Here is a 22,408-nt window from a genome sequence, read left to right on the forward strand (position 1 = left end):
CTAGAGCCGTTCCGGCCCGCGTGGCAACCCGGATCCGGGTTCGCCCGCCCTCAGGCGACCGCGCGGACCGCCCGCTCCGTCGGGAGCGCCCGCCGGGGCAGGCTCTCGATCAGGCCGGGGATCTCCTCGGGCGGCCGGGCCGGGCTGTACAGGAAGCCCTGCGCGCTGTTGCAGCGCCGCAGCCGGAGCAGCTCGGCCTGCTGCTCGGTCTCGACGCCCTCCACGGTGACGTCGATGCGCAGGTCGCGGGCGATGACCATGATCGCCTCGATCACCGTCAGGCATTCGGGGCGGCTGCTCAGGTCGCGCACGAAGGCGCGGTCGATCTTGATCTTGTCGACCGGGAACTGCGTCAGGTAGCTCAGCGAGGAGTAGCCCGTCCCGAAATCGTCGAGGGCGATCCGCACGCCGAGCGCCCGCAAGGAGCGGAGATTGTCCAGCACGTGCGGCGTGTTGGCGAGGAAGATCGACTCGGTGATCTCGATCTCCAGGCGGTCCGCCGCGAGGCCGGTCTCGACCAGCACCGCCGCGACGTCGGCGAAGAAGTCGGGCCGGCGGAAATGGACCGACGAGATGTTGACGGCGACGCGCAGGCGCACCGGCCAGGTCAGCGCCTCCGCGCAGGCCCGCCGCAGGGCCCAGCGCCCGAGCGCGAGGATGAAGCCCGTTCCCTCGGCGATCGGGATCAGCTCGGCGGGCGAGACGGGGCCGAGACCGGGCCGGGTCCAGCGGAGCAGCGCCTCGCAGCCGACCACTTGGCCGTCCTGCAGGCTGACCAAAGGCTGGTAGTGCAGCGCCATCTCGCCGTCGGCTAGGGCCTGGCGCATCGCCTCGTCGAGTTCGTGCCGGCGCTGGACGCGCACGTCCAGGTCGCGGTCGAAGCCCCGCCAGCGCCCCTTGCCGCCCTGCTTGGCGCTGTAGAGCGCGAGATCCGCCTTCCGGAGCAGGTCCTCGGGCTCGGTCGCGTCCGCGGGGGCGCAGGCGATCCCGATGCTGACGCCGATCTCCGCCCGGACGCCGTCGATGAGGTAGGGCTCGCGCAGGGTCGCGATCGTGGCCTCGGCCAGGGCCTGCGCGGCCGCGCCGTCCCGGCCGCGCTGCAGGATCGCGAACTCGTCGCCCCCGAGACGGAACGCCTGCGCGTCGGCCGGGAGCAGGGCGCGCAGGCGATCGGCGACCTGCCCCAGCAGGGCGTCGCCCGCGGCGTGGCCGATGCTGTCGTTGACGGTCTTGAAGCCGTCGAGGTCGAGGTAGAGCAGGCTGACCGTCGCGTCCGGGGCCGGTTGCGCGTTCTGCGGCGCATTCTGCGCGGCGGCCGCGCAGGCCTCGGACGCGACGTCGTGGAACATGACCCGGTTCGACAGGCCGGTCATCGGGTCCCGGGTGGCCAGATAGGCGATGTGCGCCTCCGCCCGGCGGGCCTCGGTCACGTCGGAGCCGACGCCCCGGAACCCGGCGAAGCGCCCCTTCTGGTCGAGGAACGGCTTGCCGCTCAGCCGGAGCCAGCGCCGGCCGGCCGGCGTGTCGACGGCGATCAGGTGCTGGTGGAAGGCGACGCCGCGCCGGAGACGGTCCACGAGGTCGGCGCTCTGGTCGGCCTCGGGGGGCGCCTCCGCCCGGCCGGCGAGCAGCGCCGGGAACGAGGCGTGCTGGAGCCTCTGCACCGGGCAGGCCAGCACGTCCGCCATCCGGGTGGAGACGTGCTGGAACCGTCCGGTCCCGTCCGTCTCCCACAGCCAGTCGCTGGCATTCGCCTCGAAGGCGTTGAGCAGCAGCCCGATCGTCTCGCTCTGGTCCTCGACCCGCACGCGGTCGAGGATGCGCTGGCGCGACAGGCGGCTCATGCGGCTCACGCTCGTCACCACGAAGATCGCGTAGACGGCGAGCAGGAAGCCGATGCTGAGCGCGACCGGCTCCCCGGACCGGGCCAGCCCGACGAAGCTGCCGACGATGACCGGGACCGCGAACAGGTACGAGACCGACAGGAGCGGGCCGACCACGTAGGCGTCCGAGATCAGGCCGGCCACGATGGCGACGACGAGCAGCCGCGCGTCGCCGCCGGAGGGGGCGAACAGCACGACCGGCAGGGTCGCCCAGGCGAGGCCCAGGGCGAAGGCGAGGCCGGCGGAGATCCGGCAGCCCCACCGGACGGTGTGCGCCGAGGCGGTGTCGCCGTGGGTGCGCCAGTAGAGCCAGGTCGCGTAGGTCGCCGCCGTGATCAGCACCGCGACCACGGCGAGCAGGCCGAGGAGGTAGGTGTGCGAGGCCGAACTCCAGAAGAAGTACGCGACGGCCAGCGCGATGATCAGGTGCGTCACCGCCGAGTAGGTGGCGAGCTTCAGCGTCTCGTCGAGGAGCCCCGCCCGCACCTGCAGGCGGTAGCGGCTCGGCAGCGCGTCGTCGGCGTCGGGACCGAAGAGGCGGCCGAGCAGCGATCCCGGCCGGCGGTCCGGCCAGGTCCCCCGCCGCGCGCCCGGCCCGGTCGCGCCCGCGGAGATCTCGGGCGACACCTCGGGCGACATCTCAGGCGGCATGGGCCGCCCCCTGCTCGGCCCCGTGCCCGTCCCCCTGCCCGGCCCCGTGGCGGGGCGCGACCCTCATGGTCAGGCCGCCCCTGGGCCGCAGGGTCACGCGGAACTGCGCCGCCGGCATCTCCGCCGTCACCGGCCGGAGGCGGAAGGCGGGCAGCAGCGTCGCCAGGACGACGAGGCACTCGGTCAGGGCGAGGCCCATGCCGATGCAGACCCGCGGGCCGGCTCCGAACGGCAGGTAGGCGTAGCGGTCGCGCGCGGCGGCCCGCTCCGGCGCGAAGCGGCCCGGGTCGAACGCCTCCGGCCTGTCCCAGAGCAGCGCGTGCCGGTGCAGGGCGTAGACCGGCACGTGGACCGACTGCCCGGCCGGCACGATCGTGTCCCCGAGCCGGACCGGGGCCCGCGTCCGCCGCACGATCAGCGGGGCCGGCGGATAGAGGCGCATCACCTCAAGGAGCACCTGACGCGTGTAGGGGAGCCGGTCCACGGAACCGGGATCGGACTCGGGATCGGCGCCGAGGCGCGCCATCTCGGCGACGACGCGCTCCTCCACCTCCGGGTGCTCGGCCAGGACCCGGAAGGTCCAGGCCAGCGCCAGGGCGGTGGTCTCGTGGCCGGCGGACACGAAGGTCAGCAGGTTGTCGACGAGGCTCGCCTCCGTGAGCGGCGCGCCGGTCTCCGGGTCCCGCGCCTGCAGCAGGAGGCCGAGGAGGTCGGAGCCGGGCTCGCCGCGGGCCCGGCGGCGCGCGATCGTGCGGGCGACCTCGCCGCGCAGGTAGCGCACCGCCTCCGCCCCGGCCCGGGACCCCGGATGCGGGACCCAGGCCGGCGCCCGCAGCATCTCCAGGGCGATCTTCCAGCTGGTCTGGCCGAGATAGGCGTCCATCGCGGCCCCGAAGGACCCGACCTCCAGGTGGGGATCGCCCGACACCATCGTGGCGACGATGACGTCGAACGTCGTGCGCATCATCTCGCGCAGGATGTCCCGCTCGCTCCCGGCGGGACCGGCGTCGCGCCAGCGCGCCCGCGTCGCCGCGGCGGCCCGGGCCATGGCCGGCACGAAGCTCCGGACCCGGTCCGGGCGGAACATCGGGGTCGCGGTCCTGCGCTGACGCCGCCAGTGGTCCCCGTCCGCGGTGAGGACCCCCGCCCCGAGGGCCGGGGCCAGCGCCCGGAGCATGAACGGCTCCCGCTCCAGCGCCTCGGCCTGGTCGACCATCAGGCCGCGGATGTGGCCGGGATCGCAGACGTAGGTGGTCCGCTGGCCGAGGAAGCGGGTGGTCACCAGGGGTTGTGTGTAGATCTGCCGGGGCCAGGCCTCGATCAGGCTGCCCAGCATCGTGACGAGCACGGATGGTAGCGCGACCGCCTCGGCCACGCCCTCTGCCACGGCCGCCGCGAACGGCGGCCGTCCCGGCGCGCAGACCCTGAACGTTCCGACAGCGGGCATACCGGCTCCCTCGCGGGACCAGATTCGAGGTTCAACGTTAAGTTTTGGCTTGCCGCCGCGGCGCCGTCGAGCGCTTCCCCCGGCGCCGGGGCGGAAACCGCCGCCTTGCTTACCGGGAGCTTACCGGATTCCCGGGGAGGCGCCGCGGACACCCGGGGGCGGCCCGCCCTAGCGGTCCCGGGTCGCGCGGGCCTGAGCCTCGAGGGCCTCGCGGAGCCGGCCCTCGATCAGCAGGGCCGAGCCGTAATGGAACTCGATGTCGAAGGCGTGGCGCTGGTTCATCGAGAGCGACGCGCTCTGCATCGCGATGAGATGGCCCTCCGCGTCGAACAGGCCCGAGCCCGATCCGCCGTAGCCGTCGTTGCAATCGTGGCGGGCGCGGCGGATCGCGCCCTCGCTCGGCGGATCGATCCGCCGGACGGCGCAGGATTCCCGGCTGCTCTGCCCCCGGTAGTTCTCGTGCCCGGCCGGTGAGACCATCGTCACCGGGAGCGTCAGGTCGCCGGTCGGAAGGGTGGGCGGGTCCGGGATCGGCTGCGGCCGCGCCTCGGCCGGCTCGGCGAGGCGCAGCAGCGCCCAGTCGTCGGTGATGTGCAGGCGCCGCGCCTCGGGCTCGACGCCGAGTTCCAGGATCTCGGGCACGAAGGCGTAGTTCCGACCTGCTATCTGAAAGTAGCAGTCGGCGACGTTTCGAGTAACCTCCAGTTGTCGATTGCGGAAATTGTGCGCGTTCATCAGCACGAGGGACCGGCTCCCGATCAGCCACGCGGCGGCGGCCTTCTGGGGAATCCCGTCCGGGCGCCGGCACCACAGGACACCCGCGCCGGGAAAGCGCTCCAGGTCGGCCCCCGTCAGCTCGCGCCGCCCGTCCTGCTGGTAGAGCGCCGCGAGACGGCGTTCCCCGCCGGTCCCGGCCGCCAGGGCCGCAGGCGCCAAGGTCGCGGGTGCCAGAGCCGCAGGCGCCAGGGCGAGAGCCGCCCAGCAGGCGGCCAGCGCCGGAGAGCGGGCCGCGCAGCCCGTGACATGACCCATGGCGTCCTCCCGGGACGGGTCGGCGGACGGCTCCGGGCCCGCACGCCCGCGTATCGTTCCCACCTGTCTGGCCCACCTGTCTGGGATAGCGGCCGGCTCTCGGTCAAGGTCTCCGTGATCTTACCAGATCTCCGGTGTTCTGTTGCCAAATCATCCCGAAAAGAAATGTTTCGTTTTGCAAAGACACGCATTACAAGCCGTGCGAATAATCAAGTGGCGCACAACGATAATAAGTCTTTCATAAGCTCAGCGAATACTGGAAATAGCCCGGTTATCGCGACGCTGGAGGCGGATTTTTCGGTGAAAGTCGTGTCGCCATCGAATCAACACCACGATGACTGCGAGGCCAAACGGCGTGGCAGTCCGGCGAGGAGACGCAGGATGATCAGGCTCCGGAATTCCGTCTCGGCATTGGCGATCATGGCGCTCGCGCCGGTCGCCATGGCGGGCGTGGCGCAGGCCAACGACAAGCTCGTCGAGAAATCGAAGAGCGACGAGAACTGGGTGATGCCCGGTAAGAACTACGACTCGAACAATTACAGCGACCTGACGCAGATCAACAAGAGCAACGTCAAGCAGCTCAAGCCGTCCTGGACGTTCTCCACCGGCCTGCTCAACGGCCACGAGGGCGCGCCGCTCGTCGTCGACGGCGTCATGTACATCCACACCTCGTTCCCCAACAACACCTTCGCCCTCGGCCTCGACGATCCGGGCAAGATCCTCTGGCAGGACAAGCCCAAGCAGAACCCGGCCGCGCGCTCGGTGGCCTGCTGCGATCTCGTGAACCGCGGCCTCGCCTACTGGCCCGGCGACGGCAAGACCCCGGCGCTGATCCTCAAGACCCAGCTCGACGGCAACGTCGCCGCCCTCAACGCCCAGACCGGCGAGACGGTGTGGAAGGTCGAGAACTCCGACATCAAGGTCGGCTCGACCCTCACGATCGCCCCCTACGTGGTGAAGGACAAGGTGATCATCGGCTCCTCGGGCGCCGAGCTCGGCGTGCGCGGCTACCTCACCGCCTACGACGTCAAGACCGGCGCGCAGGTCTGGCGCGCCTACGCCACCGGCCCGGACGAGGACCTGCTGCTCGCCAAGGACTTCAACATCCACAACGCCCATTACGGCCAGAAGGGCCTCGGCACCTCGACCTGGGAGGGCGACGCCTGGAAGATCGGCGGCGGCACCAACTGGGGCTGGTACGCCTACGATCCGGGCACCAACTTGATCTATTTCGGCACCGGCAACCCGGCGCCGTGGAACGAGACCATGCGTCCCGGCGACAACAAGTGGACGATGACGATCTTCGGCCGCGACGCCGACACCGGCGAGGCGAAGTTCGGCTACCAGAAGACGCCCCACGACGAGTGGGACTATGCCGGCGTCAACGTGATGATGCTGTCCGACCAGAAGGACAAGGACGGGAAGATGAGGAAGCTCCTCACCCACCCGGACCGCAACGGCATCGTCTACACCCTCGACCGGACGGACGGCACGCTGGTCTCGGCCAACAAGATCGACGACACCGTCAACGTGTTCAAGTCGGTGGATCTGAAGACCGGCACGCCGGTGCGCGATCCGGAATACGGCACCCGGATGGACCACCTCGCCAAGGACATCTGCCCCTCGGCGATGGGCTACCACAACCAGGGCCACGATTCCTACGACCCGAAGCGGCAAGCCTTCTACATGGGCATCAACCACATCTGCATGGATTGGGAGCCCTTCATGCTGCCCTACCGCGCGGGTCAGTTCTTCGTCGGTGCGACGCTGAACATGTATCCGGGCCCGAAGGGTGACCGGCAGAACTACGAGGGCCTCGGCCAGATCAAGAGCTACAACGCCATCACCGGCAAGTTCAACTGGGAGAAGATGGAGCGCTTCGCGGTCTGGGGTGGCACCACCGCCACCGCCGGCGACCTCGTCCTCTACGGGACGCTGGACGGCTTCATCAAGGCGCGCGACTCCGACAACGGCGACCTCCTCTGGAAGTTCAAGCTGCCGTCGGGCGCCATCGGCTACCCGATCACCTACACCCACAAGGGCACGCAGTACGTCGCCATCTACTACGGCGTCGGCGGCTGGCCGGGCGTGGGCCTGGTGTTCGACCTCGCCGACCCGACCGCCGGTCTCGGCGCGGTGGGCGCCTTCAAGAAGCTCGCCAACTACACCCAGATGGGCGGCGGCGTGATGGTGTTCTCGCTGGACGGCAAGGGCCCGTACGACGACCCGAACGTCGGCGAGTACGCGCAGCACGCCGCCAAGTAAGGCCCCCCAGTAACCGCCGCCTGCATCCCGTCGGCCCCTCGGCCGGCGGGGTGCTGGGATCAGATCCCGACAGGCGAGGCCCTCTGGCGCCCCGCCTGTCCCTCCGGACATGCCATCCGGACATGCCATCAAGAAACGCTTCGACAACAGGGATCAACGTCCATGCCGCGCCCGCGCGCACGCATCCTGGCGGCCCGCTTCGCCGCCGTCCTGACGCTCGCCACCCTGGCCGCCGGGCCGGTGGCGGCCCAGGAATCCGAGGCCCAGGCCATCCAGTCGGATCCCGGCAAGGCCCCGGCCGCCCCGCCGGCCGACCCCGCGACCCTGCGGATCTGCGCCTCCGAGAAGCAGCCGCCCCTCTCGATGAAGGACGGCTCCGGGCTCGAGAACCGCGTCGCGGTCGCCGTCGCCGAGGCGATGGGGAAGAAGCCCGTCTTCGTCTGGCTCGAGAAGCCCGCGATCTACCTCGTCCGCGACGGCCTGGAGAAGCGGACCTGCGACGTGGTCGTCGGCCTCGACAGCGACGACCCGCGGGTGCTGACCACCCGGCCGTACTACCGGAGCGGCTACGTCTTCATCACCCGCGCCGACAAGGATCTCGACGTGAAGTCCTGGTCCGACCCGCGGCTCAAGACCCTCGACCACATGGTGGTGCCGTTCGGCTCCCCCGGCGAGGCGATGCTCAAGGATATCGGCCGCTACGAGGAGGACATGGCCTACCTCTACTCGCTGGTGAACTTCCGCTCGCCGCGCAACCAGTACACCCAGATCGACCCGGCCCGCATCGTCAGCGAGGTCGCCAACGACAAGGCCGATGTCGGCGTCGCCTTCGGCCCGGACGTGGCCCGCTACGTCAAGGATTCCCCGACGCCGCTGCGCATGACGCTGGTCCCGGCCGACACGGTCGGCAGCGACGGCCGCAAGGTCCCGCAGGTCTTCGACCAGTCGATGGGCGTGCGCAAGGACGACGAGGCCCTGCGCAAGGCCCTCGACGCCGGGATCGAGAAGGCCCGGCCCGCCATCGCGACGATCCTCAAGCAGGACGGTGTGCCGGTCGTCGCCTCGAACTGAGGCTGCCCCACCGAGACCGCCCCACCGAGACCGCCCCACCGAGACCGGCCCGGCGCGTCCGGGCCATCGATCAGGACATCAGGACCCGCTCAACAGATGCACATCGTACGTTCGGCCCGCGTCGCCCTTCTCACCCTCGCCGTGGCGATGCCCGCCGCGGCCCGCGCGCAGCCCCAGTCCGGCCCGCAGACCGGCATCGTCTTCCGCAACACCATCACCGGCGAGGCGATGGACACGGCCGAGGGCAAGCCGGGCGGGCGGGACACGCAGGCGGTCAAGACCTTCTTCCAGACCGGGAAGAACCTCTACATCGACGACAAGTCCTGCCTGCGGAACGGCGAGAGCCTGTTCCTGACCTCGTGCTCCGGCTGCCACGGCCATCTCGGCGAGGGCAAGGTCGGGCCCGGCCTCAACGACGATTACTGGACCTACCCGGCGAACACGACCGATGTCGGCCTGTTCGCGACCCTCTGGGGCGGCGCCAACGGCATGATGGGACCGCACAACGAGGATCTCAATCCCGACGAGATGCTGCAGGTCATCGCCTGGATCCGTCATCTCTACACGGGCCCGGTGAAGGATGCCGAGTGGCTCACCGACGAGCAGAAGAAGACCTACAAGCCCTTCAAGGAGGGCGAGACCTTTGCCAAGGACGTGCCCGGCCAGTGCAAGCCGCTGGACTAGCCGTTCTCGGCAAGTCGCGCCCCGCGCAAGACGGGGCGAACCGGCGGCCCGACCGGCCGCCCCAGGAAGAGACGGAGGAATCTACGATGCGCACAGTGATCACGGCGGCGATGCTGATCGCGGGGGCGGCCTTCGCGGTGCCGGCGCTGGCCTACGACGGTCAGACCTGCAAGGCGCCGGGCAATTGCTGGCAGCCGAAGCCCGGCTTCCCCGAGAAGGTCGCCGGGACCAAGTACGATCCCAAGCACGACCCGAAGGAGGTCAGCAAGCAGGCCGAATCCATCAAGCAGATGGAGGAGCGCAACAGGAAGCGGATCGAGAACGCCAAGAAGACCGGCAAGTTCGAGTACGACGTCGCCAAGATCTCTTCGAACTGATCGCGACCGATCCGACCGTCCTGGGGCCGGCCCGCGCCGCGGCGCCGGCCCACAGCGACGCTCGGCAGCGCACGCCGCATCGACACGCGCAGGCACCGCCTCATGAACACCCTCCGTTCCGGAGACACGATGCTCACCGACTGGCGGGCGGCGGCGGCCCGCTTCGAGGCGGAGGTCGCCAAGGCGGTGGTCGGCCAGGAGCGGGCGATCCGCCTCGTGACGATCGCGATCTTCGCCCGCGGCCACGTGATGCTCGAGGGCGATGTCGGCGTCGGCAAGACCACCCTGCTGCGGGCGGTGGCCCGGGCGCTGGGCGGGGCCTACGAGCGCGTCGAGGGCACGGTCGACATGATGCCGACCGACCTGATCTACCACACCTATCTCGGCCCCGACGGCCGGCCGCGGGTCGATCCCGGCCCGGTCCTGGCCCGGGCCGAGGATCTCTCGGTGTTCTTCTTCAACGAGATCAACCGGGCGCGGCCGCAGGTCCACGCCCTGCTGCTCCGGCTGATGGCCGAGCGCAGCGTCCAGGCCTTCGGCCGCACCTACGCGTTCCCGAACCTGCAGGTCTTCGCCGACCGCAACCGCGTCGAGCGCGAGGAGACCTTCGAGCTGCCGGCCGCGGCCCGCGACCGCTTCCTGATGGAGATCGGGCTGGAGGCGCCCCGGGACGCGGCGGTGCGCCGGAGCCTGGTCTTCGACCCGCGCTTCCACGACACCGACGCCCTCGTCGGCGCGGTCGCCGAGGGCGTGCTCGACCACGCCCGGATCGGCGGCATCGCGGCCGCGATCCAGCATGCCGTCCGCGCGGAGCCGTCGATCGAGGCCTACGTGGTGGCCCTCTGGGACGCGCTGGTCCGCCCCGCGGAGGCCGGGATCCGGCTCCCGGGCCTCGACACCGCCACCCTGGTGCAGGGCGGTGCCTCCCCGCGCGGCGTCGCCTTCCTGGTGCGCGCCGCCCGGGTGCGGGCGTGGCTGGAGGGCCGCGAGTGGCTGGTGCCGGAGGACGTGCGGGCGGTCTTCACCGAGGTGATGGCCCACCGCGTCTTCCTCGAGCCCGTCCACGAATTGCAGCGCGGCGCGATCGTGCCCGCCCTGTGCCGGGCCGCGTTCGAGACGGTGCCGGCGCCGTGAGCGACCCGCGCACGGCCGACATCGTCTACCTGCCGCGCTGGCGGCCGCGCGGCAGCCGGGCCGGCCTCCACCGGGGGCGCGACGCCGGCGGCGCCGGCCCGTTCCGCGATCAGGTGCCGTTCCTGCAACTGCCGGATGCCCGCCGCATCGACCTGCGCGCGACGCTGCGCGACCCGTTCGAGGGCGTGCATGTCCGCCGCTTCGAGGCGCGGACCGCGGTCGAGACCTGGGTCCTGGTCGATCTCTCGGCCTCGATGGGCTTTTCCGGCACGGCCGACCGGGCGCGGCTCACGGGCGATCTCTGCCGGGCCCTGGCCGTGTCGGCGACCCGGATCAGCGACGGGTTCGGCCTGATCGGCTGCGACGAGACCCTGCGCGACGACCTCACCCTGCCCGCCACCCGCCACCGGGGCGCGGCCGTCGCCGCGGCCGAGCGGGTCGCGGGCGCGCCGCGCGCGGGACGCGGCTGCGCCGGCATGCTCGAGGCCGCGCGGCGGCTCGCCGGGCGGCCGAAGCTCGTCTTCCTCGCCTCCGACTTCCGCTGGCCCGAGGCCCTGATCGCCCGGGTCTTCGCCGCCCTGGCGCCGCACGACACGGTGCCGATCCTGCTCGCCGACCCCGCCGAGGCGGAGGCGCTGCCGGCCTTCGGCCTCGTCGAACTCGACGATCTCGAGGGCGGCGGCCGCCGCGTGGTCCTGCTGCGCCCGAGCCTGCGCCGGGCCTGGATCGCCCGGGAGCGGGACCGGATCGCCGCCCTGGAGCGCGCCGCCGCGCCCTTCGCCCGCCGGGTCTTCCAGCTCGCCGGGCGCTTCGACGCCCAGGCGCTCACCCGCCACCTGATGACGACCTGAGCATGGGCGCGCGCGGTCCCGCCCTCCTGCCGGCCGGCCTCTCCGCCGGCCTCTCCGCCAGCCTCTTCGCCAGCCTCCGCGCCGGCGTCCTCGCCGGTGTCCTGGCCGGCATCCTGGCCGCGCCGCTCGCCCTGACGGCCGGCCCGGCCGCCGCGCAGGTGCGCTCCGTCGAGGTGCGCAGCCCCCGGCCCTTCGGGATCTTCCTGGGCGACCTGGTCGAGGCGCAGGTGGAGATCCTGGCCGATCCCGACTTCCGGCTGCAGCGCGCGACCCTGCCCCGACCCGGTCCGGTGACCTACTGGCTCGACCTGCGCGCCGTCGCGGTCGACGAGGCCCCGGCGGCCGGCGGCCGGCGGGTGCGCCTGCGCCTCACCTACCAGAGCTTCTACGCCGCCCTCGACGCCCGCACCCTGGAGGTGCCGGGCTTCCCCCTGACGCTGGCGAGCGAGGCGGCGACCGGGCTCACCACCGCGGCCGTCCAGGTGCCGGGCTGGAGCCTCGGCGTCTCGCCCCTGCGCGAGGTGCAGCCGCAGCGGCGCGAGGATCCGGCCGAGTACCTGCGCCCGGACGGCCGGAGCGGGCGGATCGATCCCGGGCCGGACGTCGCGGCGGCGGCGGGTCTCGGCGCCCTCGCGGGCCTCGCCGCGCTGGCGCTGGCGCACGATCGGGCCTGGGGACCGTTCCGGCAGCGGCGGGGCCGGCCCTTCGCGGCGGCTCTGCGCGCGCTCCGGCGGCAGCGGGCGGGGGCCGGGCCCGATCAGGCCTACCGGGCGGCGCTGCTGGCCCTGCACCGGGGCCTCGATGGGACCGACGGGAGGCGGGTGCTGGCCGACGATCTCGGCGCCTTCCTCGCCCGGCACGGGGCCTTCAGGGGCCAGGCGGCGGGGCTCGCGCGCTTCTTCGAGGCCTCGCGCCTCGCCTTCTTCGGCGGTCGCCTGCCGGCCGCGCGCGCGGCTTGGCCCCGCGCCGAGGCCGAGGCGCTCCTGGCGCGCCTCGCGGCGGCGGAGCGGAGCGCGTGAGGCCGTGACCGATCTCCTCGCCCGCCTCGGCGCGACCGATCCCTGGGTCCTGTGGCTGCTGCCGCTGGCGCTGCTGCCGCTGGCCCGCTCGGCCCTGCGCCGGACGGCCGTGCCGGCGGTCGCCGCCGCCCCGGCCGACCCCCTCTCGGCCTGGCTCGGCCGGGCGCTGACGCTCGCCGGCGTCCTGGCCATCGCCGGCCTGATCGTGGCCCTGGCGGGCCCCTACCGGACGGGCGCAAGGATCGAGCGCCTCGGCATCGGCGCGCAGGTCTCGCTGCTGATCGACCGCTCGGGCAGCATGAACGAGACCTTCGCGGGCCGGCAGCCCTCCGGCGCCGAGGAATCGAAGGCCGCGGCCTCCCGGCGCCTCCTGGCCGATTTCGTCGGCGCCCGGGCGCACGATCTGTTCGCCGTGACGGCCTTCTCCACCGCGCCGATGCTGGTCATGCCGATGACCGACCGCCACGACGCCGTGCGGGCGGCGATCGCCGCCATCGACCGGCCCGGCCTCGACTACACCAATATCGGCCGGGGCCTCGGCATGGCCCTGTCGCAGTTCGGAATCGATGTCGGCGCCTCGCGGGTTCTCCTGCTGGTCTCCGACGGCGCGGCGGTGATCGACCCGCGCATCCAGGACCAGCTGCGCGCCGCGGTCGCGCGAATCCGGCCGAACCTGTACTGGCTGTTCCTGCGCACGCAGGGATCGCCCGGCATCGCCGACCGGCCGGCCGGCGAGGACACGCCCCAGGCCGCTCCGGAGCGCCATCTCGACCTGTTCTTCAAGAGCCTCGGCGTGCCCTACCGCGCCTTCGAGGCCGAGGGCGCCGAGGCGGTGGCCGCCGCCATCCGGCAGATCGAGGCCCTGGAGCGGGACCCGATCCCCTACGTCGAGGAGCGCCCGCGCCGGGACCTGACCGGGCTCGCCGCCGCGCTCGCCGCCCTCGGCCTCGCCGCGCTCGTCCTGGCCAAGCTCGCCGAGGCGGACCTCGCGGGGGCCCCGGCCGGTGCGGAGACCGCGACGGAGGCCGCGGGCGCGGCGGCGCGGAGGGCGGCATGAGCGCCGGCGCCCTCCTCGACGGCCCGGCCCCGCGCCGCCGCGCCGCCCTCCCCCGCCTCGGCGCCGCGGCGGCGTGGCGCCGGGTCCGGCCGGCCCTGCTGGTCGCGCTGCCGCTGGTCCTCGCGGCCGCCGCCCTGTGGTTCGCCGTCTCGGGCTGGAGAGCCGCGCGCGACGACGACCGGATCGCCGCCCTGGAGGCGGGCCGCGACCGGCCGGTCGAGCCGGATGCGCGGCCGGCCCTCCTGGCGGCGCGGATCGGATTCCTCGCCGCCCGGGACCGTCTCGGCGAGACCGAGCCCCTCCTCGACGCCCTCGACCGCGCCGGCGCGGTGCGGGAGGCGGCCCGGGCGCGGTACGTCATCGGCAACGCGCGGATGCGGCAGGCCTTCGCGCTGATCGGCCGGGGCGACCTCGACAAGGCCGCGCCCCAGGTGACGCTGGCGCGGCAGGATTACCGCCGCGCCCTCCAGGCCCGGCCCGAGTTCTGGGACGCCAAGTACAACCTCGACGTCGCCTCGCGCCTCGTGCGCGACTACCCGGAATTCGACCGCAAGACCGGGGACGAGCTGCGCGCCGAGCCGAAGAAGATCTGGACCGACATCCCCGGCCAGCCGCGGGGCGGCCCGTGAGCCCGCGGCGCGTCCTTCCCCCCGTCCTGCCCTCGGTCCTGCCCACCCTCGTCGCCCGCAACCTGCGCGACGGGCGGTTCCGCGCCCTGGCGGCCGCCCTCGCGCTGGCGCTGGCGGCCCTGGTCGCGCCGCCGATCCCGGTCACCCGCACCGGCGTGTCGGTGTTGGCGTTGGTCGACATCACCGGCAGCATGGCGGTGCGCGACTATCCTGCCGCCGGCGGGTCGATGAGCCGGCTCGAGACCGTAAAGGCGGCGCTGCGGGCGATGCTGCCCGACCTCCCCTGCGGCTCGCGGGTGGCGCTCGGCCTGTTCACCGACCGGCGGCCGTTCCTGCTGTTCACGCCGGTCGAGGTCTGCGCCGACTTCGCGCCGCTGGACGGCGCCATCGCGGCCCTCGACCCGCGCATGGCCTGGGAGGGGGACAGCCGCATCGCGGCCGGCCTGTTCCGGTCGATCGCCATGGCGGGGGAGATCGACGCCGACCTCCTGTTCCTCACCGACGGCCAGGAGACGCCGCCCCTGCCCGCCTCCGGCGGCCCGACCTTCGACGGCAGGCCCGGCGCGGTGCGCGGGCTGATCGTCGGCGCGGGCGGCTACGGCCTGTCGCCGATCCCGCGCTTCGACGATCGCGGGCGCGAGACGGGCTTCCTCGGCGAGGGCGACGTCCAGCAGGAGAACCGCTCCGGGCCGCCCCCGGCCGACGCGGAGTCGCGCGAGGGCTACAACCCGCGCAACGCCCCCTTCGGAGCCCAGGCCGCCCACGGCACCGAGCACCTCTCGTCGGTCCGCGAGCCCTACCTGAAGCGCCTCGCCGCCGAGACCGGCCTCGACTACGTCCATCTCGACGGCCCGGGCGGTCTCGCCGCCCCTCTGCGCGCCGCGGCGACGCCGCGCCCGCTGCCCGGCCGCCTCGACCCGCGGCCCGCCCTCCTGGCGACGGCCCTGGTTCTGACGCTCCTGGCCCTCCTGGCGGGCCCCCTCGCCCGCGCCCTTCGCGCGCTCCGCGGGCGCGCGGGCCACCCTGCTCTAACCCCTGCTCCAACCGGAGCGATCAGGACCTGACCATGCGGATGCCCCTCGCCCTCTTTCCGGCCCTCGCCCCGGCCCTCGCCGTCGTCGGCCTCGCCGGCGCGGCGCTGGCCCACGGGCCGACGCCGCAGAAGATCGACCAGTCGATCACCATCCAGGCGCCCCCGGAGGCGGTCTGGAAGGTGGTGGGCGATTTCGGCGGCATCGGGCGCTGGCACCCGGACGTGGCCAAGGCCGAGGCCAGTGGCGGCAACGTCGAGGGCACGACCCGCCGGGTGACCCTCAAGGCCGGCGGCACCCTGGTCGAGGGGCTGGACGAGTGGCTGGCCGACGGCCGGACCTACTCGTACCGAATGTCCGACCCGGACCTGAAGGCGCTCCCCGTCTCCTCCTACTCGGCGACGCTCACCGTGACCCCGGACGGGACCGGCTCCAAGGTGTCGTGGATCGGCCGCTTCTACCGGGGCGACACCGGCAACGAGCCGCCGGAGACTCTCAGCGACGAGGCCGGGCGCACGGCGATGAACCGCTACTTCGCGGACGGGCTCAAGGGCTTGAAGGCGGCCGTCGAGGGCCGGACGACCCATTGAGGCCCCGCATGCGCCACCTGTGGCTGATCGCGACGCTCGCGGTCGCGGTCGCGGCCGGGACCGGCGCCGGGACCAGTGACGCGTCCGCGGCCGGCGACCCGGTCTGGGTCGTCAGCCAGCAGGGGGCCGAGCTGGCGCGGATCGAGGCCGGGAAAGTGGCCGGGCGGATCCCGCTCGGACCGGCGCCGGTGGCGGCGGCGACCGACCGGGCCGGCCGCCTCTATCTGACCCACCCGGACGGGCACGCCGTCACCGTCGTCGCGCCCGGCGCGCCGCCCCGGCGCCTGCCCGTCCCCGGCCAGGCCTTCGGCCTCGCGGCGAGCCCGGACGGGGCGCACCTCTTCGTCGGCGACTGGTCGGGCGACCGCGTCCTGCGGATCTCCGCGGCGACCGGCGCCGTCGAGGGCGCGGCGGCGGTGGGCCGCGACCCGGCCCACCTCGTCCTCGACCGGCGCGGGCGGCTCTACGTCGCCGACCGCGAGAGTCGTCAGGTCAGCGTGATCGACACCGGGACGATGGCCCGCGTGGCCGTGGTCCCGACCGGCGAGGCGCCCTTCGCCCTGGCGCTCGCACCGGACGAGGCCAGCCTCTACGTCGCCAACGTGCGCAGCGGCGACCTCACGGTGATCGACACGGCGACGCTGCGGGCCCGCGCCACGGTTCCGGCCGGCCGGATGCCCTACGGCGTGGCGGTCACCGGGGACGGCAGCCGCGTCCTGGTCACTAACCAGCACGCCGCCGCCGTGACGGTGATCGACGCGGCCCGGCTCGAGATCGTCGCCACCGTGGCGGTGGGCCCCTATCCCGAGGGCATCGCGGTGGCAGGTCCGCTTGCCTACGTGGCGAACTGGTTCTCGGACGACGTCTCGGTGATCGACCTCGCCACGTGGCGCGAGACGGCGCGCATCAAGGTGGCGGAGGGCCCGCGCACGGTCCTGGCGGGGGAGCCCGCGCGATGAGACGGGCCGGCCGCATCGGGATCGCGTCCGGGCTGGTCCTGCTGGCCCTCGGCGCCTGCGACCGCGGGGCGGACGAGCGCGCCGACGCGCGCGCCGACGAGGCCGGCGCGGTGGTGGCCACCACCGCCGAGGGCACCCTGCCGGCCTGGCTCGCGCCGACCGACGGGACCGACCCGGCCCGCTGGCTCGCGGGCCGCGAGGCCGGCAAGGCCCTGCCGGCCGACGATCCCCGCGTGCGCGCGATGGCGACGGCGCTGGCCGGAGCCCGGGACGGCTTCATCGAGGACCCGCGCATGATCGCCAACCGCACCGTCCAGCTCGGCCAGATGCTGGCCGAGGCCGACATCGGCGAGGGCTACGGCGCGATCCTCGACGGTCTCGGCGGCATCGCGGCGGGGCGCGGCCGCCGCAAGAGCCTCTACGGCGAGATGTGCCAGCACTACTACAACGCCCGGATGCAGGGGGCCGACCACGCGGCCGCGCTGGCGCGCCTCGCCGGCCCGCACCCGGTCGGCGAGGGGACGCCGTGAGCGTCGCCCGGGCCTCGGCCGACCGTCCGGCGGGGCGGGACGGCCCGCGGGTTCTCGACGCGGTGCTGATCGTCGACGACCACCCGGTCGTGCGGCGCGGCTTCCGCCATCTCGCCGAGGATGCCGGCGTCCGGGCGGTCCACGAGGCCGCGGACGTGGTGTCGGGCTACCGCACCTTCCACCGCCACCGGCCCGGGCTGGTGGTGACCGACCTGGGCTTCCGCGACCAGGGGCTGTCGGGCCTGTCGCTGATCCGCCGGGTGCGGGCCCTCGAGCCGGCGACCCGGATCCTCGCCTTCAGCATGCACGACGATCCGGTGATCGTCGCCCGGGCCATCGAGGGCGGGGCGCACGGCTTCGTCCTGAAGGACACGGCGGTGACGCGCTTCCACGAGGCGCTGGCGACCGTGTCGGCCGGGCACAGCTACCTGCCGCACGAGGTCGCGACCAAGATCGCGATGCTGAATGCCGGGCTCCTGGAATCGCCCCTGGCACGCCTGACCGCGCGGGAGGTTCAGGTGCTGTCGCTGCTGGGGGCGGGCAAGTCCAACGAGGCGATCGCCGACAGCCTGTCGATGAGCCACCGGAGCGTGTCGGCCGTCGTCTCGGGCATGAAGCAGAAGCTCGGCGCCGGCAGCCTAGCCGACCTCCTGCGCATCGCCCTGTCGCGGGACGGGCGCCCGGTGTGACGACGACCGCCGTCAGCGGGCCGGGGCTACCGCGGCACGATCAGGCCGGGAACGATCGATCCCTGCGGCCCGAACGTCGCCTCGGCCTTCCGGCAATTGGCCGCGACGTCCTTCTGGTAGGCCGCGATGTAGCGGGTCGCGGTCAGGTGCAGGTCGCCGGTCTCCAGACTCGCCGCGTCGACGCCCAGGGCCTCGACGGTCTGCTTGAGGCGCGCGGGATCGCTGCGCAGGCCGGGACATTCGAGGTTCACGAAACCGGCGAGCCCCGCGAGCTTCGCGGCCTGATTGCGCCGCGGATCGGCGGCCGCCGGGTCCTGCGCCTGCATCGGGGGCTGTCCCTGGGGCTGGATCGGGGGTTGCGGGATGGGCTGCGCGGGGGGCTGCGCCTGAGCGTGGGCCTGGGCCGTCAGAAGACCCAGGAGGCCGGCCGAGATCGGGCCGGAAAGACGGATCGCGCGCATCGCTTCTCCCATCCAGTCGCAGGAGCAGCGCGTCCGTCGACCGTCACCGCTGCGAAGAGTCGCGCAGTTCTATGCCGCTGGATCGGAGATTTACAATGCAGACCAAGCTTATAATCGTCTTAGTGACTCTGGCCTGCGCGACTTTGCCGGCGAAGGCCGCCCGCCTGACCGTGGACGACAAGGCCTCGCTGTGGCCGCGGGCGAGCGCGACCGACAAGATCGATTTCTCGACCCGGATGGGCCGGGCCTTCCACACGCTGTCGCCCAAGCTGGACGCGGCGTACTTCATGCGCTGTCTGGAGGAGACCGCCAATATCGGGGACACCAAGGACCTGCGGCTCGAGGAGATGGTGCGGACCTGCATCTCCCTGGTCCGGGACGAGGCCGAGTGAGCGGCCGGCCCGGCCTCACGGAGGGCCTCGCGCGCGGCCTCACGCCAGATGGGCGACGATGTTGACCAGCCGGTCGAACGGGTCGCGGACGTAGAACCGCTCCACGCCCCAGGGCTCACGGGCCGGGCCGTACAGCACGGGCAGGCCCGCCCGCCTCACGCGGGCGAGGACCTCCGCCAGGTCGTCGACCTCGACCGAGATGTCGGGAACCGGCGTGCCCGAGCCGCCCGCGCTGGCCACGCTGATCTGCGGCGTCGCCGACATCCCGGGGGCCGCGAAGGTCAGGATCCAGCCGTGATCCATGACCACTTCCAGGCCGAGCACCTCCGCGTAGAAGGACCGCGCCGCCTCGACCTGCGTGGTCCGGATGTTGGTGACGATCCGCTTCACGGCCATGGCCCGGTCCCCGCTGCGCGCCGCCTATCAGAGGGCTCCGCGGGCGGCCCGGCAAGGCCCGGGACGGCGCCTCGGGAATCCGCGCCCCGGCCTCGTCGCGGTCCGCCGCCCGGAAGTGCACGCAGCGATTGAAAGCGGGCCTCCGGAAAGAATCCGGAAAGCTCCCCGATGGTACCGTCCGCGCCGGTGGGACCTCGCACCGTCCAGCAGAATGTTCGCCCAGGCGGACGATTGGGATCCCCGGGTATGAACAGTGGGACGGTCGCGCTGCGGGAGAAGGCGAAGCTCCTCGACACCGTTCTCGACACGATGGATCAGGGGCTGATGATGATCGACGCCGCCGGCGTCGTTCAGGTCTGTAATGCCCGCGCCCTCGCGCTGCTCGACCTGCCGCCGGACCTGATGCGGTCCCGCCCGACCTTCGAGGCGGTGCGGCAATACCAGATCGCGCGGGGCGAGTTCGGGAAGGCGAGCGAGACCCTGCAGCGCTGGGTGGCCGCGGGCGGCCTGGAGTGCCGCGCCCACACCTACGAGCGCGAGCGCCCCGACGGCACCGTGCTGGAGATCCGCACCGTGCCGCTGCCCGACGGCGGTGCGGTGCGGACCTTCACGGACATCACCGCGCGCAAGCGGGCGGAGGAGACGCTGCAGGTCAGCGAGACCCGCCTCGCCCTGGCGCAGGATGCGGGCAGCGACGGGCTCTGGGACTGCGATCTCACGACCGGGGAGGCGTGGTCCTCCGACCGCTGGTGGGGGGTCCTGGGCTACGAGCCCGGCGAACTGGCGAGCCACGCGCGGACGTGGCGGGCCCTGCTCCACCCGGAGGATGCGGGCGCGGCCGAGCGGGCCCTGATCGAGCACCTGAGCGGGCGGGCGCCGACCTACATGTCCGAGCATCGCATGCGCCGCAAGGACGGCTCCTGGGCCTGGATGATGACGCGCGGCAAGGTGGTGGCGCGCGCCGCCGACGGCCGCGCGGTGCGCTTCATCGGCACCCAGATCGACATCAGCGCCCGCAAGGCCGCCGAGGGGCAGGTCGCCCACATGGCGCGCCACGACGGCCTCACCGACCTGCCCAACCGCGCCCTGTTCTACGAGCGGCTCGAGATCCGGCTCGCCGACCTGCATCTGAACGGCGGCACCTGCGCGGTGCTGTGCCTCGACCTCGACCGCTTCAAGGCCGTCAACGACAGCCTCGGCCACGCGGCCGGGGACTTCCTGCTCCGGGCGGTGGCCCATCGCATCCGCGCGGTGCTGCGGGCCGACGACATGGTGGCGCGCTTCAGCGGCGACGAGTTCGCCGTGCTGGTTGCCGATGCGGACGACCCCACCCGCGCGGAGGCCCTGGCGGCGCGCCTGATCGCGGCCGTCCAGGCGCCGATCCCCTTCGGCAAGCGGCGGCTGAAGGTGGGCCTGAGCGTCGGCATCGCCCGGGCACCCGGCCACGGCTTCGACAGCGAGACGCTGGTCCGCCGCGCCGACCTCGCCCTGTACCGGGCGAAGACCGAGGGGCGGAACACCCACCGGGTGTTCGAGCCCGCGATGGACGCGGCCGAGGCGGCCCGGCGCGATCTGGAGCGCGACCTGCGCCAGGCGATCGAGGGCGACGAGCTCATCCTGCACTATCAACCGCAGGTGAGCACCGCCACCGGCCGGCTTCTCGGGTTCGAGGCGCTCGTGCGCTGGGAGCATCCGACCCGCGGCCTCGTGCCGCCGAACGCCTTCATCCCCCTGGCGGAGGAGAGCGGGCTGATCCTGCCGCTCGGCGAGTGGGTGCTCCGGGCCGCCTGCCGCGAGGCGGCCCGCTGGGCGCACCCGCTGAAGGTGGCGGTGAACCTGTCGCCGCGCCAGTTCCAGCAGGCGGATCTGCCCGAGCGCGTGCTGGCCATCCTGACCGAGACGGGCCTCGCGCCGACGCGGCTCGAACTCGAGATCACCGAGACCCTGATCATCAACGACATGGCGCGGGCGCTCGGCATCCTGCGCCGGCTGAAGGCCTTCGGCGTGTCCATCGCGATGGACGATTTCGGCACCGGCTACTCGTCCCTCGCGACGCTGCAGGCCTTCCCCTTCGACAAGATCAAGATCGACCGGTCCTTCGTGGGCCATGTCGAGGTCAGCCCGCAGGCGGCGGTGATCGTGCGGGCGGTTCTGGGGCTCGGCCGCAGCCTCGGGATGAGCGTCGTGGCGGAGGGCGTCGAGACGGAGGCGCAGATGCGCTTCCTGGCCGCGGAGGCCTGCGACGAGGTCCAGGGCTACCTGATCAGCAGTCCGCAGCCGATCGAGCGGTTCGCCGCGCAGATCGACGCGTCCGAAACGTTCGTGCCACCCGGCCGCCCCGACTCGGCCGTCGCCTGAGGCGCGCCGCGACGCCCCGGCGACGGCCCGGACGCCCGAACGCTCGTCGCGGTACCGGTGCGGAGCGCCGAGCGGCGGCCCTGCCGCCGGCCTCTGTGGCACGGCCGCGACACCCGCCGACGACCGCCTGTGGATGACGCGACCTGCCCCCGATCCGTCAAGGTTCGGATGCCAGCGTGACCGCGCACCTCCGATCCGGCTCCCTCAGCTCCGCCATCCCATGTTCGCCCAGCCCCACGCCCTCATCCTCCGCCATCGCGAGCGCGTCGCCGTGCTCATCTCCTCAGCGCTGTTCCTGGCGGGCGCCCTGCCGCTCTTCTGGGCGATCGGCTGAGGCTCGATCCCGGGCCGGCCGCATCGTCGGCCGGCCGTCGAGCTTCCGCGCCGCCGCGCTCGCGAGGACGGCGGGCCGCGTTCGGCCCGCCTGAACGGCGAAGGGGCCGCCTCCTGTGGGAAGCGGCCCCTTCGCGTGTCGGGTCGGGTGCGACGGTCGGGATGCGAGCGTCGCACCCGACCGTCGCTGGTCGATCTCAGTAGGAGCCGAACTTGTAGTTCAGGCCGGCGCGGACGACGGCGAACTCGTCGGAGCGGCGGCCGATGCCGCTGTAGACGACCGGGAAGTTGTTGGCGGCGTTGATGACGAACGCGCCCTGGTTGCGGGTGTTGCGGTCGAGGTTGACGTACAGGCCTTCGACCTTGAGCGTCACGGCCGAGGAGCGGAAGAAGTTCAGGAACGAGTCGGTGGGCAGGGCGTACTCGATGCCGCCGCCGACGGCCCAGCCGGTGCGGAAGCTGTCGTTGCCGGCGTAGCCGCCGAAGGAGCGGTCGGCGCTGCCCGAGCCGTAGGCGAAGCCGCCGGTGCCGTACACGAGGGTGCGGTCGAAGGCGTAGCCGAGGCGGCC

General features: G+C 73.1%; 21 protein-coding genes and 1 pseudogene. 16 read left to right on the forward strand and 6 right to left on the reverse strand.

The window, feature by feature from the left end:
- Positions 1–50: 50 nt before the first annotated feature.
- The 3 genes from BLW78_RS27600 to BLW78_RS27610 form a co-directional block, all read right to left on the reverse strand.
- Entirely contained in the window at positions 51–2,534 is a 2,484-nt protein-coding gene (locus BLW78_RS27600; RefSeq protein ID WP_244527082.1) for a putative bifunctional diguanylate cyclase/phosphodiesterase, read from the reverse strand.
- On the reverse strand, positions 2,524–3,981 hold the full coding sequence (locus tag BLW78_RS27605; RefSeq protein WP_091683310.1) for a cytochrome P450: 1,458 nt from the start codon (positions 3,979–3,981) through the stop codon (positions 2,524–2,526). The genes BLW78_RS27600 and BLW78_RS27605 overlap by 11 nt, the downstream gene beginning before the upstream one ends.
- Positions 3,982–4,149: 168 nt before the next feature.
- Positions 4,150–5,013 carry a S1 family peptidase gene (locus tag BLW78_RS27610; RefSeq protein WP_091683311.1) on the reverse strand — a complete coding sequence of 288 codons (864 nt, stop codon included), beginning with the start codon at positions 5,011–5,013 and terminating at the stop codon, positions 4,150–4,152.
- Positions 5,014–5,394: 381 nt separating this feature from the next.
- Here BLW78_RS27610 and BLW78_RS27615 point away from each other — a divergent pair, with 381 nt between their 5' ends.
- The 14 genes from BLW78_RS27615 (at position 5,395) to BLW78_RS27680 (ending at position 17,899) form a co-directional block, all read left to right on the forward strand.
- A complete protein-coding gene (locus BLW78_RS27615; RefSeq protein ID WP_026605374.1) occupies positions 5,395–7,278 on the forward strand; it encodes a methanol/ethanol family PQQ-dependent dehydrogenase in 1,884 nt (627 codons plus the stop codon).
- A 162-nt stretch (positions 7,279–7,440) separates the two neighbouring features.
- On the forward strand, positions 7,441–8,349 hold the full coding sequence (moxJ, locus tag BLW78_RS27620) for a methanol oxidation system protein MoxJ (protein WP_091683312.1): 909 nt from the start codon (positions 7,441–7,443) through the stop codon (positions 8,347–8,349).
- A gap of 96 nt (positions 8,350–8,445) precedes the next feature.
- Positions 8,446–9,033 carry a cytochrome c(L), periplasmic gene (gene moxG / locus BLW78_RS27625; RefSeq protein ID WP_020096029.1) on the forward strand — a complete coding sequence of 196 codons (588 nt, stop codon included), beginning with the start codon at positions 8,446–8,448 and terminating at the stop codon, positions 9,031–9,033.
- Positions 9,034–9,119: 86 nt separating this feature from the next.
- Complete coding sequence (locus tag BLW78_RS27630; RefSeq protein WP_012321128.1) at positions 9,120–9,410, forward strand: methanol dehydrogenase [cytochrome c] subunit; 291 nt, start codon at positions 9,120–9,122, stop codon at positions 9,408–9,410.
- A gap of 102 nt (positions 9,411–9,512) precedes the next feature.
- A complete protein-coding gene (locus BLW78_RS27635) occupies positions 9,513–10,544 on the forward strand; it encodes an AAA family ATPase (RefSeq protein ID WP_091683313.1) in 1,032 nt (343 codons plus the stop codon).
- A complete protein-coding gene (locus tag BLW78_RS27640; RefSeq protein WP_091683324.1) occupies positions 10,541–11,395 on the forward strand; it encodes a DUF58 domain-containing protein in 855 nt (284 codons plus the stop codon). Before BLW78_RS27635 ends, BLW78_RS27640 begins: the two co-directional genes overlap by 4 nt.
- Positions 11,396–11,397: 2 nt before the next feature.
- Positions 11,398–12,414: a nonribosomal peptide synthetase MxaA gene (locus tag BLW78_RS27645; protein WP_244527083.1), complete on the forward strand. Its 1,017-nt coding sequence runs from the start codon at positions 11,398–11,400 to the stop codon at positions 12,412–12,414.
- Between the two features lie 4 nt (positions 12,415–12,418).
- Positions 12,419–13,471, forward strand: coding sequence for a vWA domain-containing protein (locus BLW78_RS27650; protein WP_091683314.1), 1,053 nt, complete (start codon positions 12,419–12,421; stop codon positions 13,469–13,471).
- Positions 13,468–14,100 carry an MxaK protein gene (locus BLW78_RS27655; RefSeq protein WP_091683315.1) on the forward strand — a complete coding sequence of 211 codons (633 nt, stop codon included), beginning with the start codon at positions 13,468–13,470 and terminating at the stop codon, positions 14,098–14,100. The genes BLW78_RS27650 and BLW78_RS27655 overlap by 4 nt, the downstream gene beginning before the upstream one ends.
- On the forward strand, positions 14,097–15,164 hold the full coding sequence (locus BLW78_RS27660) for a vWA domain-containing protein (protein ID WP_091683316.1): 1,068 nt from the start codon (positions 14,097–14,099) through the stop codon (positions 15,162–15,164). The genes BLW78_RS27655 and BLW78_RS27660 overlap by 4 nt, the downstream gene beginning before the upstream one ends.
- A 2-nt stretch (positions 15,165–15,166) precedes the next feature.
- The gene (locus tag BLW78_RS27665; RefSeq protein WP_056529798.1) at positions 15,167–15,721 is read left to right on the forward strand and encodes an SRPBCC family protein; all 555 of its coding nucleotides are present in this window, start codon (positions 15,167–15,169) and stop codon (positions 15,719–15,721) included.
- 8 nt (positions 15,722–15,729) lie between these two features.
- Positions 15,730–16,680 carry a YncE family protein gene (locus tag BLW78_RS27670; protein ID WP_091683317.1) on the forward strand — a complete coding sequence of 317 codons (951 nt, stop codon included), beginning with the start codon at positions 15,730–15,732 and terminating at the stop codon, positions 16,678–16,680.
- Positions 16,677–17,210 carry an MxaH protein gene (locus BLW78_RS27675; RefSeq protein WP_091683318.1) on the forward strand — a complete coding sequence of 178 codons (534 nt, stop codon included), beginning with the start codon at positions 16,677–16,679 and terminating at the stop codon, positions 17,208–17,210. Before BLW78_RS27670 ends, BLW78_RS27675 begins: the two co-directional genes overlap by 4 nt.
- Positions 17,207–17,899: a response regulator transcription factor gene (locus tag BLW78_RS27680; protein WP_091683319.1), complete on the forward strand. Its 693-nt coding sequence runs from the start codon at positions 17,207–17,209 to the stop codon at positions 17,897–17,899. Before BLW78_RS27675 ends, BLW78_RS27680 begins: the two co-directional genes overlap by 4 nt.
- A 26-nt stretch (positions 17,900–17,925) precedes the next feature.
- Here the strand turns inward: BLW78_RS27680 and BLW78_RS27685 are convergent, their stop codons facing one another.
- Positions 17,926–18,360 (reverse strand): hypothetical protein, encoded by a 435-nt coding sequence (locus tag BLW78_RS27685; protein ID WP_244527084.1) that lies wholly within the window; start codon positions 18,358–18,360, stop codon positions 17,926–17,928.
- A 95-nt stretch (positions 18,361–18,455) separates the two neighbouring features.
- Between BLW78_RS27685 and BLW78_RS27690 the strand changes: the two genes are divergently transcribed.
- Positions 18,456–18,752 (forward strand): hypothetical protein, encoded by a 297-nt coding sequence (locus BLW78_RS27690; RefSeq protein WP_234081578.1) that lies wholly within the window; start codon positions 18,456–18,458, stop codon positions 18,750–18,752.
- Between the two features lie 39 nt (positions 18,753–18,791).
- Here BLW78_RS27690 and BLW78_RS27695 read toward each other — a convergent pair whose 3' ends face one another.
- Positions 18,792–19,148 carry a VOC family protein gene (locus tag BLW78_RS27695; protein WP_020096043.1) on the reverse strand — a complete coding sequence of 119 codons (357 nt, stop codon included), beginning with the start codon at positions 19,146–19,148 and terminating at the stop codon, positions 18,792–18,794.
- 246 nt (positions 19,149–19,394) lie between these two features.
- Between BLW78_RS27695 and BLW78_RS27700 the strand changes: the two genes are divergently transcribed.
- Positions 19,395–21,506 carry a putative bifunctional diguanylate cyclase/phosphodiesterase gene (locus BLW78_RS27700; RefSeq protein WP_020096044.1) on the forward strand — a complete coding sequence of 704 codons (2,112 nt, stop codon included), beginning with the start codon at positions 19,395–19,397 and terminating at the stop codon, positions 21,504–21,506.
- Between the two features lie 530 nt (positions 21,507–22,036).
- Here the strand turns inward: BLW78_RS27700 and BLW78_RS27705 are convergent.
- Positions 22,037–22,408 (reverse strand): annotated as a pseudogene (locus tag BLW78_RS27705) (porin family protein); the annotation flags it as partial.

The organism is Methylobacterium sp. 275MFSha3.1 (assembly GCF_900108435.1).
Lineage (GTDB): Bacteria > Pseudomonadota > Alphaproteobacteria > Rhizobiales > Beijerinckiaceae > Methylobacterium.